Origin of the sequence: Lactococcus garvieae subsp. garvieae (genome assembly GCF_029024465.1) — a bacterium.
Lineage (GTDB): Bacteria > Bacillota > Bacilli > Lactobacillales > Streptococcaceae > Lactococcus > Lactococcus garvieae.
The window spans coordinates 1,212,869-1,229,385 of sequence record NZ_CP118950.1 but is presented as its reverse complement, the minus strand read 5'-3'; the positions used below and the strand labels follow the sequence as shown (position 1 = coordinate 1,229,385).

General features: G+C 39.1%; 12 protein-coding genes. 8 read left to right on the top strand and 4 right to left on the bottom strand.

The window, feature by feature from the left end; all coding sequences use genetic code 11:
• Nucleotides 1–115: 115 nt before the first annotated feature.
• Nucleotides 116–1,375, bottom strand: coding sequence for an IS110 family RNA-guided transposase (locus PYW30_RS06115; RefSeq protein WP_042219922.1), 1,260 nt, complete (start codon nucleotides 1,373–1,375; stop codon nucleotides 116–118).
• 365 nt (nucleotides 1,376–1,740) lie between these two features.
• Here PYW30_RS06115 and PYW30_RS06110 point away from each other — a divergent pair, with 365 nt between their 5' ends.
• Together PYW30_RS06110 and nagB are read left to right on the top strand one after the other, a co-directional pair.
• The gene (locus PYW30_RS06110; protein WP_042218406.1) at nucleotides 1,741–2,649 is read left to right on the top strand and encodes an LCP family glycopolymer transferase; all 909 of its coding nucleotides are present in this window, start codon (nucleotides 1,741–1,743) and stop codon (nucleotides 2,647–2,649) included.
• Between the two features lie 145 nt (nucleotides 2,650–2,794).
• Entirely contained in the window at nucleotides 2,795–3,502 is a 708-nt protein-coding gene (nagB, locus tag PYW30_RS06105) for a glucosamine-6-phosphate deaminase (protein ID WP_004256319.1), read from the top strand.
• A 36-nt stretch (nucleotides 3,503–3,538) separates the two neighbouring features.
• Here nagB and glpK read toward each other — a convergent pair whose 3' ends face one another.
• Both glpK and PYW30_RS06095 read right to left on the bottom strand, forming a co-directional pair.
• Entirely contained in the window at nucleotides 3,539–5,029 is a 1,491-nt protein-coding gene (gene glpK, locus PYW30_RS06100) for a glycerol kinase GlpK (protein WP_042218404.1), read from the bottom strand.
• Nucleotides 5,030–5,132: 103 nt separating this feature from the next.
• The gene (locus tag PYW30_RS06095; protein ID WP_004256321.1) at nucleotides 5,133–5,741 is read right to left on the bottom strand and encodes a TetR/AcrR family transcriptional regulator; all 609 of its coding nucleotides are present in this window, start codon (nucleotides 5,739–5,741) and stop codon (nucleotides 5,133–5,135) included.
• A 258-nt stretch (nucleotides 5,742–5,999) separates the two neighbouring features.
• Between PYW30_RS06095 and PYW30_RS06090 the strand changes: the two genes are divergently transcribed.
• The 5 genes from PYW30_RS06090 (at nucleotide 6,000) to PYW30_RS06070 (ending at nucleotide 14,060) form a co-directional block, all read left to right on the top strand.
• Nucleotides 6,000–10,259 carry a 2-hydroxyacyl-CoA dehydratase gene (locus PYW30_RS06090; RefSeq protein WP_042218403.1) on the top strand — a complete coding sequence of 1,420 codons (4,260 nt, stop codon included), beginning with the start codon at nucleotides 6,000–6,002 and terminating at the stop codon, nucleotides 10,257–10,259.
• A 158-nt stretch (nucleotides 10,260–10,417) separates the two neighbouring features.
• Complete coding sequence (locus tag PYW30_RS06085) at nucleotides 10,418–11,476, top strand: oxidoreductase (RefSeq protein ID WP_042218401.1); 1,059 nt, start codon at nucleotides 10,418–10,420, stop codon at nucleotides 11,474–11,476.
• Between the two features lie 4 nt (nucleotides 11,477–11,480).
• Nucleotides 11,481–12,335 (top strand): DUF7916 family protein, encoded by an 855-nt coding sequence (locus PYW30_RS06080; RefSeq protein WP_042218398.1) that lies wholly within the window; start codon nucleotides 11,481–11,483, stop codon nucleotides 12,333–12,335.
• Nucleotides 12,336–12,435: 100 nt separating this feature from the next.
• On the top strand, nucleotides 12,436–13,149 hold the full coding sequence (locus PYW30_RS06075) for a GntR family transcriptional regulator (protein WP_042218396.1): 714 nt from the start codon (nucleotides 12,436–12,438) through the stop codon (nucleotides 13,147–13,149).
• 116 nt (nucleotides 13,150–13,265) lie between these two features.
• The gene (locus PYW30_RS06070) at nucleotides 13,266–14,060 is read left to right on the top strand and encodes an SDR family NAD(P)-dependent oxidoreductase (RefSeq protein WP_004256328.1); all 795 of its coding nucleotides are present in this window, start codon (nucleotides 13,266–13,268) and stop codon (nucleotides 14,058–14,060) included.
• A 35-nt stretch (nucleotides 14,061–14,095) separates the two neighbouring features.
• Here PYW30_RS06070 and PYW30_RS06065 read toward each other — a convergent pair whose 3' ends face one another.
• Nucleotides 14,096–15,247, bottom strand: coding sequence for a hydroxymethylglutaryl-CoA synthase (locus PYW30_RS06065; protein ID WP_042218394.1), 1,152 nt, complete (start codon nucleotides 15,245–15,247; stop codon nucleotides 14,096–14,098).
• A 122-nt stretch (nucleotides 15,248–15,369) separates the two neighbouring features.
• Between PYW30_RS06065 and PYW30_RS06060 the strand changes: the two genes are divergently transcribed.
• Nucleotides 15,370–16,512, top strand: a complete 1,143-nt coding sequence (locus PYW30_RS06060) for a thiolase family protein (protein ID WP_042218391.1) — start codon at nucleotides 15,370–15,372, stop codon at nucleotides 16,510–16,512.
• Nucleotides 16,513–16,517: the final 5 nt, after the last annotated feature.

Genomic DNA, 16,517 nt, shown 5'->3' with positions numbered 1-16,517 from the left:
GTCAAATGATAAGTTGCTAGATTCTGAGTAAAAATCTTGAAAAAAGACAGCACGAAAGAATCTAGTAAAATTTGGCAAATTTTACTAGGCTAGACAAGGAATTGTGCAGATAAAACTAATTATCTTCCATAAACCTCCTTGGTGGCGTATAGAGTTGGTGGTTGCGTAGTAGCACATCCACCAGACGCACAAGTTTTCTTGCGGTTAAAACGACGGCTCTTTTGTGTTTATGTTTGGGGACTTCATCTTTCTTTTTCTTGTAAAACTCTGCGTATTCCACGTTATGTCTTCGTACAGAGTTGGCGGCTTCAACTAAGTAATAGCGAAGATAACGATTGCCTCGTTTTGCAAGAGAAGTATTTTGAGATGAGGTATTGCCAGATTGTGTTTCTTTCCAATTCAAGCCAGCATATTTAGCGACTTGAGGATGGTCTTTAAAGCGTTCAATCTGTCCTATTTCAGCGATAATTCCTGCAGCGAATACCTTTCCAATACCAGGTACACTGGTCAAACATTGGTATTCAGGGATAATTTCTACCATGTCTTCAATGGCTCGATCAATTTCTTTAATCATCTTCTCTAAACTCCGTATTTCGCGAGCAAGGAGACTGAGTACAATATTGACAGAATCTTGTTGGACGAGTGATAAGCGGTAACTTCCTTTTATGGCAGCTTTTATTGCTTTTGCAAGTTTCTCAGGAGCTTTGAAGCGACCTCGCCCGAGTTTCTGGATGAGTTCCGTGAAATCTTCAAGAGGAGTATTTGCGAGTTCATCTAGCGTGTAATCTTCGGTCATGAGTGTCATAATTGTGGCAGACCAAACAGAGGTACTCAATTCTTCATTCTTTAATTCCGCAGAGAGCGTATTGCACTTGTAGTAGATGTTTTCAATGAAGTGTTGTTTTGTACGTACTAATTGTTCCACGAGCTGAAGTCGAGTTCTTGTGAGATGTTGTAGTGCCAGATACTTTTCTTCTTTAAGATAAGATCTTGTAAAGCGTTCAATGCGGAAGTAATCCGCGATGTAGAAAGCATCAAGGGTATCATTCTTGTTTTCTTCGAATGCCTCACGATATTTCTTTATTTTGGCTGGTTGTTCCACCATGACCTCGACTCCGAGCTGCTTTAACTCCGAGTCTTCGTGGAAGAACATTGCAGGATGAAAACTGTAGAGGGATGTGGCTTCCATGCCAATGACGACTCTATTAAATTCATACTTTTCGTTAAGTGAGAGTACTTGTTCTTTGATTTCAGAAGCACCAATCATATCATTGGTAAGTGAAGCAGCGTACAAGACTCCAAGTTCCGTGTCATTTGACATGATGCACACATCGAGTTTGGTAGAGCTGACGTCTAAACCGACAAAACATTTCATTTGGAAGGACCTCCTTTCATTTGATTAGGAAACTATACTTGACTACTGAGAGATTCCCCAGAACTCTGTATCCCTTCATCCTCGCTTATTAGAATACCCATCACAGCGATTACTTACCGCCTGCTCGCTACTAAGAGCAGAGTAATCACGGTGGAAACAGCTAGTGAGTTGGAAGATTTGATACAGCTCGGGTCGCAGACTTATGAAGAAGACGAAGCAACAAGGAGAGTTAGCATATTCCTTTTGAGTCCATTCCTAAGAATAATTATTCTGGGAAACGTCACAATAGTCAAGTAAAACGATAACAATTGTTAGAAAATTGGGGTGAAAAATACCCATAAAATATATTATACGAGGAGAGAGTTATGGAAAAAGAAACGTATAGACGGTCAGGTGGAAAGAAAGTTACTCAAAAAAAGGGAAAGTTTCCTAAAGTTATTGGCATCACTTTACTAGTCTTGATACTTGTTTTTACTGGCTTAGGAGTATTCTTCTATCAAAGTTCTAAAACAGCCATCAATAAGGCTAATACTCTGCATCTGGCAGAAGCACGTCCGGTAAACTTAAAGAAAGGAGAAACATTTACGACTTTAATTCTAGGGACTGCTCATGTAGATAATGAGCAAGTTCTTATGACATCCAGCCTTACTTCTACAAATGCAAAGCTCAAAAAGACAAGTCTCATCAATGTTCAACCTCTTTTAGTTTTTCCAGATCAAACAACGCTCTATCAAAGTTATACTCAAGGCGGAGCAGAAGCAGTAAGCAAGAAGTTTAATGAGACCTTTGGTACAGAAACTAATAAAGTAGTGGAAATTAACTTTGACAACATGGGGAAACTGGTCGAGGCAAGTGGAGGAATCGTTGTGCAAAATACAACAGCTTTTGTATCTAAGGGCCTCAAATTTGAGCAAGGTTCTGTCCAGTTAAAAACAGCGGATGAAGTTGCAGCTTACCTCAGCTTGCTTAACGCCAACGATCAGAAAGGCTATACAGACAGACTACAAGATGTGGCTATTGCTACATTTGAGAATTTGAAAAAGCCTTCTGTTCTGGCGCGACACTCTTTAGCAATTTTGAAAATTTTCCCTGAGGTCATCAATACGAACATCAGCTTCTCAGAGTTTATGAATATAGCCACACACTATAATAAGGCGCTTAAGGTAAGTAAAATAAATGTTCATGCGACTAAAATCCCAGGAAATAAGACCCAACGTGTGACTCAAGAAACGCTAGATAAGGTCAAAAATAAATTTGAAAATACCTTAAAATAATAAGTAAAATAAAGACGACATCTCGTCGTTTTTTATTTATAGTTTCATGAATAAAAAATTGGGTGAAAATTGAACTTTCCTATTGACAAGGAAATAAATTAGCGTTATAATGTGTATATACCAATTTGAAAAAGGAGACTCTCTCATGAAAGTTATCACAGTAAAAAACCAACTTGAAGGCGCAAAAATCGGCTTTGACTTACTCAAAGAAGCAATGGACAATGGAGCAAAAACACTTGGACTTGCTACAGGTTCAACTCCAGTAGAATTTTACAACCAAATCGTTAAATCCGATCTTGATTTTTCAGATATGACTTCAGTAAACTTGGACGAGTATGTTGGACTGGACGGTTCTGATGAGCAATCTTACCGTTACTTTATGAGCAAACACCTTTTCAATGAAAAACCATTTAAAGAAAACTTCTTGCCAAATGGTAAAGCAGCAGATTTGGAAGCAGAAACAAAAGCTTATGACCAAATCATCGCTGAACATCCAATTGATTTCCAAATTCTTGGAATTGGCCAAAACGGACACATCGGTTTCAACGAACCTGGAACTTCATTTGAAGAAACAACACACGTTGTCGATCTCCAAGAAAGCACAATTAAAGCAAATGCACGTTTCTTTGAAAACGAAGAAGATGTGCCACGTCAAGCGATCTCTATGGGTATCGCTTCAATCATGGCAGCTAAATCAATCGTATTGATGGCTTATGGCGAATCAAAAGCAGAAGCAATTAAAGGAATGGTTGAAGGTGAAATCACTGAAGATATGCCAGCATCTATCTTGCAAAAACATGCTGATGTTGTTGTTATCGCAGATGAAGCAGCCGCAGCCTTGTTGAGCAAATAATATAAATAAAAAAGGTCCAGAATTCTGGATCTTTTTTTATTTAAAAACACGTGTAGCTTCGACAGCTTTTTTCCAACCCTGATGAAGCAATTGACGGCGTTTACTATCCATTTGAGGTTGGAAGCTTTGTCCTTCTGAATAAGAACTTTTTATTTCCTCAATGTCTTTCCAAAAACCAACCGCTAAACCTGCCAAGAAGGCAGCACCAAGAGCTGTAGTTTCAAGATCCTTGGCTTTTTGCACGGGAATGTTGAGGATATCCGCTTGAAACTGCATTAAATAGCTATTATTAGCTGCACCTCCGTCAACTTTCAGCAATGGAATATCAATTCCGGAATCTTCTTGCATCGCATCAATAATATCCTTGACTTGATAAGCAATACCTTGCAAGGTAGCTTTGATAATATCATTATTGCTGGTTCCTCGTGTAATGCCAAAAATAGCCCCACGAGCATCCTGATCCCAATAGGGAGCGCCTAAACCTACAAAAGCAGGGACAACATAGACTTCGTCATTATTGGTAGAAGCTAAAGCCGCTGCTTCAGATTCTTTACTGTTATCAATCATCTTCAGACTATCACGGAGCCATTGCACAGAAGAGCCAGCAACAAAGACGGAGCCTTCAAGAGCGTAGGTAACTTGACCATTAATACTGTAACCAATCGTGGTTAAAAGATCATTGGACAGTTGTGCCTCTTGTCCTGTATTCATGACGATGAAGGCACCGGTACCATAAGTACTTTTAATCATTCCAGGTTCAAAGGCCATTTGGCCAAATAAGGCTGCCTGTTGATCTCCAGCCATACCCGCAATAGCTATTTCCGAGCCAAAGAAATGATAGGGTTTTGTCATACCGTAACATTCAGAATTAGAGACGGGTTTAGGAAGCATTACTGCAGGTATATTCAAGAGTTCGAGAATATCTTGATCCCATTGGAGGTTATGGATGTTAAAAAGCATGGTCCGGCTTGCATTAGAATAGTCTGTTACATGTGTTTCACCATCGGTTAGCTTCCAGACTAACCAACTGTCAATAGTACCAAAGAGCAGCTCACCACGTTCAGCGCGTTCCTGCGCGCCGTCAACCTTATCTAAAATCCAACGTATTTTAGTGGCTGAAAAGTAAGAGTCAATGACGAGACCGGTTTTTTGGTGAATGCGTTCAGCATGGCCATCTTTTTTTAAATTATCAGCTATAGCTGCCGATTGTCTGGACTGCCAGACGATTGCATTATAAATGGGCATGCCTGTTTTTTTATCCCAGACAACGGTGGTTTCACGTTGATTGGTAATACCAATCGCGCCGACTTCTGCAGGTTTGATTCCTGATTGGATAAGGGCTTCAGAGACAACAGATTGTACCGAATTCCAAATCTCGTTGGCATCATGTTCAACCCAGCCAGCTTGAGGAAAGTACTGCTGTAACTCTTTTTGTGAGCTTCCGACGTGTTGACCTTGCTTGTTAAAAATAATTGCGCGTGAACTTGTTGTCCCTTGGTCAATTGACATAATGTATTTTGCTTGCATATAAAGCTCCTTGTATACTTCTCTTTATCTTTATTATATCAGAAGTAGGAGAAGGGATAAAACTATATCAGCACTATAAAACGGAAGTACTTCCAAACGAAGATTATGATTTTATGTTTACACCTAAAACGGTCAAGTGCCCATTTGAAATTAATTTAACGATAAGGTGCGCAAAATCACTCGCTTTCATGGTACTTGAAGAAGAAACCCACCATTTAAGTGTGCCTGCTAAGATAGAAGTAATATAGCTGATGACAAAATCACTCGGCACTAATACATCGTGCTCACGAATTTCCAGCTTATCGAAAAGCTCAGTATAGCGTTCGGTTAATATTTCGATAAAGCGATTAATAATTGTTTGGTCTTGTGATTTATCAATCACAATCTGTGCCACTTCTGGATTTTGACGGACAAAGTCGTAGAAGCGTGCCAACATCTCTTCAATATCATTCACATAAACATCAGTGCCATCCACCGGATTCTGTTCATCTAAAATTTTAATAAAATCCATGATAAAAGTATCAATCAAACTGTCATAAAGATCTTGCTTGTCAGCATAGTGTGCATAAAAAGTTGCACGATTAATCATTGCAGCATCCGCAATTTCTTGAATAGAAATTTTTTCAAATTTTTTATTTCTTAATAAAGAAAAGAAAGCTTGTGTAATCATTTTTCGTGTTCTTAAGACACGTAAATCATTTATTTTTGCCATATTAAGACATTTCTCCTTTACTTGTAGGTTAAGCAACATAATAGTAGTATCTGTTGTTTATTATAATCCTTTATGATAAATTCTACCGATTTAAGCTGTGTAAAACACTTTTGACATAAACGACACGCAACTTTCAAATGTCGTTTAAATGACATTAACTTGTAACTTGATGGTTGAAAAATGAGGAATAAATGATAAAATAGACAATGAATAAGATAAGCAACAGCCTGTCATGTCAAATAGAGAAGGAAAATTACTATGAAAAATTATAAGGCTGGGATTGATGTCGGCTCTACTACAGTAAAACTCGTTGTTTTTGATGAGGATTATCAGCTCATTTTTAGTCGGTATGAGCGTCATTTTTCAGATGTAAAAACTGCAACAATAAAAGTATTAAAAGAATTGTTGGAAGAGAGAGGCGAGTGTTCACTTACCTTGGCAATCACAGGATCTGGGGGAATGGGGCTTGCAGATGTAATTGATGTCCCTTTTATACAAGAAGTTATCGCAAGCTCGATTACAATTGAGAAATTTATTCCGGAAACAGATGTCATGATTGAGCTTGGTGGTGAAGATGCCAAGATGACTTTTTTTGACGCAGGTACCCAAGAACTCCGTATGAATGGAACTTGTGCTGGTGGGACAGGGGCTTTTATTGATCAGATGGCGGCTTTACTTAAAGTAGATGCCGCAGGTGTCAATACATTAGCGAAAGACTATGAGAAAATATATCCTATTGCTAGCCGTTGTGGTGTGTTTGCCAAAACAGATGTTCAGCCCCTTCTCAATGAAGGTGTGCGTAAAGAAGATATAGCCGCTTCAATTTTTCAAGCCGTGGTGAATCAAACGATTGCGGGGTTAGCTTCAGGTCGTAAGATTACGGGGAAAATTGCTTTTCTCGGAGGACCGCTTTATTTCATGAGCGAATTGCGCAAGCGTTTTATTGAAACGTTGGATATCGCAGAAGAGGATGTTATTTTTCCTGAAAACCCTCAACTTTTTGTGGCAATGGGTGCTGCTCTAGCTGAGGAAACAAGAACACGTACGATTCGTACTTTAATTGACAATTTAGAAAATGACAATAGCGACAGCTTGATTCCGCAGGATACTTTGGAACGTCTTTTTGAAAATGAACAAGAATTAGCGGATTTTCGAGCACGCCATGCTAAGGCAAAAGCAAGCTATAAAAAGCTCTCTGAACATCAAGGGGCAGCTTTTTTAGGAATTGATGCAGGATCAACCACAACGAAAATTGTGCTCATTGATGGTGAGGGACATATACTTTTTGATCATTATGGTTCAAATAATGGTGAACCTTTGGAGTCGGTCATTGCCGTCTTAAAGGAGGTCTATCGTTTATTGCCACCAGATGTCTATATTGCCAAATCTACAGTAACCGGCTATGGGGAACACCTGATTAAGGCTGCACTCCGCGTCGATTACGGAGAAGTTGAGACGATGGCGCACTATAAGGCTGCAGATTATTTTAATCCTGGTGTTGACTTTATTTTAGATATTGGTGGCCAAGATATGAAAGCTATGCGTATCACCGATGGTGCTTTAAGTTCAATATCTTTAAATGAAGCTTGTTCTTCTGGATGTGGTTCTTTCATCGAAACTTTCGCCCATTCTTTGAAATATGATGTGCGTGACTTTGCCGAAATTGCACTATTAGCAACCCACCCTGTAAATCTTGGCTCACGTTGTACAGTCTTTATGAATTCGAAAGTGAAACAAGTTCAAAAAGAAGGTGCAACTGTAGGCGATATCTCTGCTGGTTTAAGTTATTCTGTCATCAAAAACGCGCTTTATAAAGTAATTAAAGTCAAGCGTCCTGAAGAATTAGGAACAAAGATTGTCGTTCAAGGGGGGACTTTCTATAATGAAGCTGTACTTCGCGCTTTTGAAAAAATCTCCGAACGTGAAGTTGTTCGTCCCTCTATAGCTGGTCTTATGGGTGCTTATGGCTGTGCTTTAATTGCGCTAGAAAATGAAGAGTCTGGGCAAAAATCAGGGATTCTGAACTTGCACGATTTGGAAGCTTTCAGTACACAAAAAGAATTTATGGTTTGTGGTCTTTGCGAAAATCAGTGTAAAATGACGCTGACGGTCTTTAACGACGGCAGTAAGTTTGTTACAGGAAACCGCTGTGAACGAGGCGCAGAAAAAGCAACGCAAGTAAAAGTTAATAAACGTGAGAAAAAGGTTAATCTTGTCGACTATAAATACAAGAAACTTTTCAAATACCGGAGCTTAAGCAAGAAAAAACAGACCCGTGGAGAAATAGGGATTCCGCGTGTCCTAAACATGTATGAAAATTATCCACTCTGGCATACCATGTTAACGGATCTAGGTTTCCGAGTAGTTTTATCTCCTAAATCTGATAAGGAACTTTTTGAAAAAGGAATTGAAACAATTCCTTCTGATACGGTTTGTTATCCTGCCAAGCTTTCGCATGGACACATTATGTCCTTGATTCAAAAGGATATCCCTGCTATCTTTTATCCTTCAGTGCTTTATGAACAAAAAGAACAGGCCCAAGCAGAAAATAATTATAACTGCCCGATTGTTCAATCTTATCCCGAAGTGATTCGTAACAATATTGATGAAATTCGAGAGGGGAAAGTTAAATACCTTCATCCATTTATTAATCTGGCTGACCAGGAGGGTGTCGCAGTAAATGTCCATAAAGCTTTGCTTGCTCAAGGTTTTAATGTGGATTTGTCTGAAGTGAAAGCCGCGGTCTTCCACGGTTTTGAAGAGATGGAGAACTTCAAGCAAGACATCCGGGATAAGGCAGAAGAGTTGCTCATGCAGATTAATCTTAACAAGGAAAAGGCCATTGTTCTCTCAGGTCGTCCTTATCATTTAGATCCAGAGATTAATCATGGCATTGCCGACATTATTACACAAGAAGGTTTCCATGTCCTTACAGAGGACAGTATTGCGCATCTCGAGGAAGTTGCTGGGTTGCGTGTGGTCAATCAATGGGTTTACCACTCACGTCTCTATGCTGCGGCGCAAGTGGTGTGTAAAAATAAAAATCTGGAATTAGTACAATTGAATTCCTTTGGTTGTGGTTTGGATGCAGTGACAACAGACCAAGTGGAAGAAATTATGCGCAATCATAATAAACTCTATACGGTCCTTAAGATTGATGAAGGATCAAATATGGGAGCCGTGCGTATTCGTTTACGTTCTCTCAAAGCAGCAGTTTCAGAACGTCATCGACATGGTGTTGAAGAAAATATCCAAATCAAAGAAATTGTTGAAACACATCCGGTCTTTACAAAAGAAATGGCTAAAAAACACACGCTTCTTATGCCAATGTTGTCGCCGATTCACCAAGAAGGTTTGCTTGAGAATGCTTTTGCAGCCTCCGGTTATAACGTCGTTGTGTTGCCGGAAACACAAAGCTCGGTGAACAACGGACTAAAATTTGTGAATAACGATTCTTGTTATCCTGCAATTATAACGATTGGTCAACTCATTGAAGCTCTGCAATCTGGTGAATACGATGTGAACAATACATCCGTCATGATGACCCAAACAGGTGGTGGATGTCGTGCAACAAACTATATTCCTTTACTACGCAAGGCGCTTGTTGATGCTGGTTTCCCCCAAGTTCCAGTAGTGAGCTTATCTATGGGGAATCAAGGAACAGAAAAAGGTTTCAAGTTTACTGTGCCACTTTTGACTCGTTTTATGATTGCTGTACTTTATGGAGATTTGTTTGAGCGCGTGGTTTATCGGACACGACCTTATGAAGCTGAAAAAGGTTCGGTCAATGCACTTCATGCAAAATGGTTAGTAAAAGCGCAACATAATGTTAAATCTGCTTCGATTTTTGAATTCAACAAGAACATGAAACAGATAATTAAGGATTTTGATAATATCGAACTTCTTGATATTCGAAAACCCCGTGTGGGCGTTGTTGGTGAAATTCTGGTTAAATACAGCAAAACTGCCAATAATGATGTTGTGAGCATTATTGAAGAAGAAGGTGCTGAAGCAGTAGTTCTCGATTTGATTGGCTTTATGAACTATTCTTTATACAACCAAATTTGGAAAACAGATGAGATTGGTTTTGCGAAGAAAAATAAATTGATGGCGAAAACGCTCCTCTCTATTATTAATATGCTGGAAAAACCTATGGATAAAGCTTTACGTGCTTCTGAACGCTTTGATGGTATTGAGTCTATTTATGAAATAGCGGCCAACACAGAAGGAATTGTTTCGGTGGGGAATCACACAGGCGAAGGGTGGTTCTTGACAGGAGAAATGATTGAGCTCTTGCAAAAAGGTGTAAAAAATATTGTCTGTCTCCAGCCTTTTGGCTGTCTTCCCAACCATATTGTCGGTAAAGGAATGATGAAAGAATTACGTCGACAATATCCGGGAGCAAATATTAGCCCAATTGATTATGATCCTGGTGTCTCTGCAGTCAACCAGCTTAATCGGATTCGTTTGATGATGGCAACAGCTAAAAAAGCAATGAAGGAAGAAGTAACAGTTTAAAGTAAAACTAAAAGGAGCATTTTTATAAATGCTTTTTTTTGTACTCGATTTTAGTTGGAAATTTATATTCTTGACAATTCCATTTTTAAAAAGTATAATTCAATTAATATAAAAGTATAGTCTTTTATAATCATACATATATATTTAAGGAGAATCTTATGCTTACAATGGGATTTATCGGATTTGGAAAATCAGCGAATCGTTATCACCTTCCTTATGTTATTCTGCGTGAAAACATCAAGGTTAAAACAATTTTTGATTTACATGTGAATGAGGAACTTGCAGCACCATATAGGGAAAAGGGAGTACATTTCACAACTGACTTAGAAGAAATGCTGAATGATGACGACATACACCTTATCACGATTTGTACGCCAGCTCACACGCATTATGAGCTTGCTAAAAAAGTAATTGAAGCTGGAAAATCAGTAATAGTGGAAAAACCTTTTGTCGATACATTGGAACATGCCAAAGAGCTACTTGCCTTAGGGAAAGAAAAAGGCGTTATGGTGTCCCCTTATCAAAATAGGCGTTTTGATGGAGATTATTTGGCAGTAAAACAGGTTATTGAGCATGGCTTACTTGGCGATATTCTGGAGGTGGAGGCCCATATTGATTATTATCGTCCAGGATCAATAACAGAAGCAGGACCAAAAGAAGCCGGTGCGTTTTATGGTTTAGGTATTCACTCTATTGATAGACTCGTGGCACTTTTTGGACGTCCTGAAGCAGTGACTTATGATATTAGAAATAATGAAGTTGCAGAAGCAGTAGATAATTATTTTGATGTAGATTTGCACTATGGAAACCAATTAAAAGTTAAAGTAAAAACAAATCATCTGGTGGCACAAGATTATCCAAGATTTATCCTTCATGGAACAAAAGGTTCCTTTATTAAGTACGGTGAGGATCAACAAGAAAATGATTTGAAAGCTGGAATTATGCCTGAAGTACAAGCATTTGGGGAAGATAGCCCTATGAATTATGGTCTTGTTAAATACCAAAATGCAAATGGCGACTGGATTGAAAAACAAATAAAAACACCTGTTGGTGATTATGGTCGCTATTATGATGCTGCTTATGAAACCATTGTTAATGGTGCTGAAAAACTAGTGAAAGATGAAGAAGTCATCACGAATATTGAGATTTTGGAAAATGGCTTTAACCAACCTTCACCTTCGGTTTACCGTTTAAGCATATTGGACGAGGAGAGATAACATCATGAAAAGAATTTTAGGATATGAAGCGTCTGATTTTACACAAGAGCGCACATCACAAGAATTCAAAGAAGCTATTTTAAAAGCAGAAGGACGTACAATACTCGTGGATCTAGCTGCAGAAACTGCCCCACTCTATCCAGAGGTTACCAATGGTGAAATGGCCGCAGCTTTTGGTGCAGATTTATTACTTTTGAAGGATTTTGATGTGCAAAAGATGAGCATTCCTGGTTTAGGAGAAATTAAGGACCTCTCAGAGTTACGGAAGTTAACAGGAACCGCTGTAGGTGTCAATTTGATTATCAAAGATACAGGACCTGAATATAAAAGAGTGACAGAAGCATCAATAAAGGAACTTCTTCGTAAAAGAATAAATTTCTTATCACTAACTGCATATGTTACGCCTGAAGCAAGTCCGGAGCGTATTGTAGCGGATATTAAGAAGGTACGTCGTTTCTATGATGGTTTTTTAATGTTGAATCCCGTTGTGTCACATGGCTCAGAGTTACTTTGGGGTAATTTAAAAGCCTATATTGATGCGGGAGTTGATATGATTGACTTACCTGCTCCGGGAGCTGTGCCAGGCACCACAGAAGAACAAATCGCACGATTAGCCTTTGCAATTAGAAAAACAGGTACTTTGGTGGACTGTGTGGTTGGAACTTCTCAAGAAGGTGCGGATAAACGCACGATTCAAAGTTTAGCTTTGGCGGCAAAACGTGTGGGAGCAGATGTCTTTGAGCTGGGAGATGCAGGTGTAGCTGGAATGCCAGCTCCCGAAAACATTTTTCATGCTTCAATGACTATTCGAGGAAAACGTCATACTTATGTGAGGATGGCGCGCTCCGCAAATCGCTGATAAAGTAAAAATCATAAGTGACCCTCACTCGTGATTTTTACTTTATTTTCCTAAGATATTGTGTAATAATAATGAGAATGTCAGTTTATGAGGTCGATATATGAAAAAGAAACAGCCAAAGTATTTAGTAATTTATGAAGATGTTAAGGAAAAAATTTTGTCTGGTCACTATCCTATCAATTCCAGAATTGCAGATGGCAATACTTTGGTGCAAGAGTATGATGCAAGTTTGATGACTGTGAAAAAGGCACTGGATATTCTGGTATCAGAGGGTTTTTTGATCCGCCGTCGAGGCTATGGCACGATAGTAAAAGATTGGACCAAGGGGAAAAAAGCGCATCTCTATGCAGTAGATGGCTCTTCCAAACGTCATTCAGAGCAGTTGGAATCTGAAGTTTTAACTTTCGAAGTCGAGCATCCAAATGCGGATATCGCTCATAAATTATCCATAGATGTAGAGGATTTCATATATCGTATTGAACGGGTAAGGTATGTTAAAAAGGTGCCGACGATTATTGAGTACACTTATATGCCAATTTCCATTATTCCACAATTGAAATATTCTCATCTCACGGGTTCCATTTATAAGTATATTTTGGAAGAACTTGGCCTTGTTATACAGAGTTCCTTTCTTAATGTCAAGGGTGTACGTCCCAATGCGTTAGAAAAACAGGCCATGCATCTTACAGATACGGATTTTTTGATGCAAGTCGAGCAAGTTGCTAACCTTGATGATGGACGTATTTTTGAATATTCGATTGCCCGCCATTTACCTGATTCATTTAACTTTGAAACAGTGATCTTTAACAACTAAATACAGGACAAAACTTACTTTTAGGTTCCTCGATTACTCAAAAATAGGAACTGTGTAAGTAGGACAATCTGCTCTATAATGGTGAGAGCACAGCTAATGATGAAAGGATCAAATAAATGGATTTAAAATTAACAAACAAACTTGCTTTAGTGACCGGATCAACCAAAGGCATTGGACGTGCGATTGCTGATAGCCTTGCGGCCGAGGGTACGGATGTTATTATTAATGGCAGAACTGCGGATGTTGTGGATAAAGTGATTGAAGAATTTAACAAAAAATATCCGAACAGAACGTTTTATCCAGCAGCCTATGATTTATCTAGGGAAAATGAACGACAAGCTCTTTTTCAAGCCTTTCCAGAAGTTGATATTTTAGTCAATAATATGGCAATATTTAACGATGCAAAATTTGAAGAGATCGAATTGGAGGAATGGCGCCGTTACTTTGAGGTTAATTCAATCTCAGGGATTGCTTTAGCCCAATTCTATCTTCCTAAAATGAAGACAAAAAATGCGAACGGGCGTATCATTTTTATTGCATCAGAAGCAGCGATTATGCCAAGTCCCGAAATGCCGCATTATTCTATGACCAAAACGATGAATCTGTCTTTAGCGAAATCCTTGAGTCGTGAAACAGTAGGGACTACAGTAACGATTAATACGGTAATGCCAGGGTCAACATTAACAGAAGGTGTTGAGCATTTATTGGTCTCACTTTATCCAGAGCTAGAATCTGTTGAAGAAAGAAGTCGCGCCTTCATGTTGAACAATCGACCAACATCAACGATTCAACGTTTGATTCATCCTGAAGAAATTGGTAATTTTGTCGCTTATGTCGCCAGTCCTCTTGCGGGGGCCTTTTCTGGGGAAGCACTTCGGATGGATGGTGGACTTGTTCCGACAATTTTTTAAACAAACAAAAAAACATTGGCCGTGGCCAATGTTTTTTATTTACGATAAAGTCGTGTTGAATTTTTTAATTCAGCAAGGCTATAGGGCATAGGATCAGAGAAGGTTTGATCAACATGTACGTCCAGACTTTCTGCGAACATTTCTTCATATTCTGGAATAGAAAGTTTTTTGCGGTTGTCTAAGAGCGCTTGGTGCTCTGACTTACGGAGATGTTGCTCAAAGCCTTCAACTAATTGACCAGAGAAAAATTCGGCAACTGTTCCAGACCCATAGCTGAAGAGTCCAATCTTATCGTTGGCTTTTAAGTTTTCAGCATTTTCCAAGAGAGAAATCAGACTGAGATAAAGTGAACCTGTATAAAGATTTCCGACACGACGATTATAGACAATTCCTTTTTCATACTGTGCCAGAAGATGTTCTTGAACTTCAGAGCTTTCATTTTCAAGTTGAGGAAGAAGTGCTTTTTTCCCCATCTTCGTATAAGGAGTATGGAAAGTTAAGGCAGCAAAATCAGAGAAACCAAGACCAGTACGACGTTCATACTCTTGCCAAACTTTAGCAAAAGAATCAATATAAGTGGCATTTGAAAATTGACCATCAACAGTTGGATAAGCGTCACCAAATGGACGCCAGAAGTCATAAATATCTTGGGTCAAGCTGACAGAGTCATCGTTGAGTGCTAAGATATGAGGGTCAGAGGCAATTAACATGGCTACGGCCCCAGCGCCTTGTGTTGGTTCTCCACCTGTGTTCAAGCCATATTTGGCAATATCAGTGGCGATGACGAGAACTTTACGCTCTGGATGGTGATAAACATGGTCTTTAGCCATTTGCAAACCCGCAGTTGTCGCATAACAGGCTTCTTTAAGTTCAATAGAACGTGCAAAAGGTTGAATGTCAAGTAAACCATGAACAACAACAGCAGAGGCTTTTGATTCATCTACAGAAGACTCTGTACCAACAATGACCATGTCAATTGCTTGCTTATCTTCTTCAGTCAGAATTTCAGCAGCTGCGTTGGTCGCAAAGGTGATGAGATCTTGGCTGATCGGATTGACTGCCATTTGGTCTTGTCCAATACCGATATGAAATTTAGCAGGATCAATGTCACGCGCAAGCGCTAAATCAGTCATATCTACATAAGTTTCAGGAACAAAAAAGGCAAGTTTGTCAATACCAATATTCATATATATCCTCCAGTTTATATGCTTTATTAATTTGTATGTTTAAGCTCCAATTTTAACATAAAAGATTAAAAATTGGAAAAAACTTTTGACTATTTGAAGGAGAAATGTGCTATACTTGGCTTATGAAAGAAATAGTAATTATCGATGCGCTTCGTACGCCTGTCGGAAAATATGATGGTGCTCTGTCAGATAAGACAGCTGCAGAACTGGGTGTTCATGTAGTTAAAAATCTACTTGATCGCCATGAAGATATTAAAGATGACGTCAAACAAGTGATTTTTGGCAATGTACTACAGGCTGGTACAGGGCAAAATATTGCACGTCAGATCTCAATCAATAGTGGTCTATCTCACCATGTTCCAGCTTCAACGGTTAATGAAGTCTGTGGTTCAGGTATGAAGGCAGTGATTCTCGCTAAGCAACTTTTACAACTTGAGGAAGCGGATGTTGTGATTGCTGGGGGAACAGAGTCCATGTCTCAATCTCCAATCATCCGTCACCGTAAATCCGGTGAAGAAGTGCTTTCAATGATGTCTGAGGGCTTAGTAGATGCGTTTAATGGTGAATCAATGGGTTTGATTGGTGAAACAATCGCCGAGCAATTTGAAATTAGTCGTGAAGAACAAGATCGCTTTGCTCAACGTTCGCAAGAAAAAGCCCTAGCTGCACGTACAGCGGGTGCATTTGAAAAAGAAATTGTGCCATTTTCAGATTTAGCAGAAGATGAGACAATTCGTGCAAACTCTTCATTAGAAAAACTTTCTTCACTGCGTACTGCTTTCAGTGAGAACGGCAGTGTAACTGCAGGTAACTCATCACCCGTAAATGACGGTGCGTCCGCTTTGCTTTTAGCAAGCAATGACTATGCCGAAGCAAAAGATCTTCCAGTTTTGGCAAAATTATTAGCCAGTGAAGAAGTTGGGATTGATCCTGAAATTATGGGTGTTTCACCGATTAAGGCCATTCGTCAGTTGCTTGAACGTACAGATTTGGATATTGAAGATATCGATATATTCGAAATCAATGAAGCTTTTGCAGCATCTAGCGTTGCTGTAAATCAAGAACTCAATATTCCAGAAGAAAAAGTGAATATTTATGGTGGCGCTATTGCTTTAGGGCATGCTATCGGTTCATCAGGAGCACGTGTTCTGACTACTTTAGCTTATGCGCTTCAACGTGAAAATAAACGTTATGGTATTGCCAGCGTTTGTATTGGTGGCGGTCTTGGTTTGGCTGTCCTCTTGGAAAACCCTAATTTAGTTTAAGCAAT

Bases quoted from the DNA above. Each gene is read 5' to 3' on its own strand.
- PYW30_RS06115 (WP_042219922.1), bottom strand. From the start codon at position 1,375: ATGAAATGTTTTGTCGGTTTAGACGTCAGCTCTACCAAACTCGATGTG.
- PYW30_RS06110 (WP_042218406.1), top strand. From the start codon at position 1,741: ATGGAAAAAGAAACGTATAGACGGTCAGGTGGAAAGAAAGTTACTCAA.
- nagB (WP_004256319.1), top strand. From the start codon at position 2,795: ATGAAAGTTATCACAGTAAAAAACCAACTTGAAGGCGCAAAAATCGGC.
- glpK (WP_042218404.1), bottom strand. From the start codon at position 5,029: ATGCAAGCAAAATACATTATGTCAATTGACCAAGGGACAACAAGTTCA.
- PYW30_RS06095 (WP_004256321.1), bottom strand. From the start codon at position 5,741: ATGGCAAAAATAAATGATTTACGTGTCTTAAGAACACGAAAAATGATT.
- PYW30_RS06090 (WP_042218403.1), top strand. From the start codon at position 6,000: ATGAAAAATTATAAGGCTGGGATTGATGTCGGCTCTACTACAGTAAAA.
- PYW30_RS06085 (WP_042218401.1), top strand. From the start codon at position 10,418: ATGCTTACAATGGGATTTATCGGATTTGGAAAATCAGCGAATCGTTAT.
- PYW30_RS06080 (WP_042218398.1), top strand. From the start codon at position 11,481: ATGAAAAGAATTTTAGGATATGAAGCGTCTGATTTTACACAAGAGCGC.
- PYW30_RS06075 (WP_042218396.1), top strand. From the start codon at position 12,436: ATGAAAAAGAAACAGCCAAAGTATTTAGTAATTTATGAAGATGTTAAG.
- PYW30_RS06070 (WP_004256328.1), top strand. From the start codon at position 13,266: ATGGATTTAAAATTAACAAACAAACTTGCTTTAGTGACCGGATCAACC.
- PYW30_RS06065 (WP_042218394.1), bottom strand. From the start codon at position 15,247: ATGAATATTGGTATTGACAAACTTGCCTTTTTTGTTCCTGAAACTTAT.
- PYW30_RS06060 (WP_042218391.1), top strand. From the start codon at position 15,370: ATGAAAGAAATAGTAATTATCGATGCGCTTCGTACGCCTGTCGGAAAA.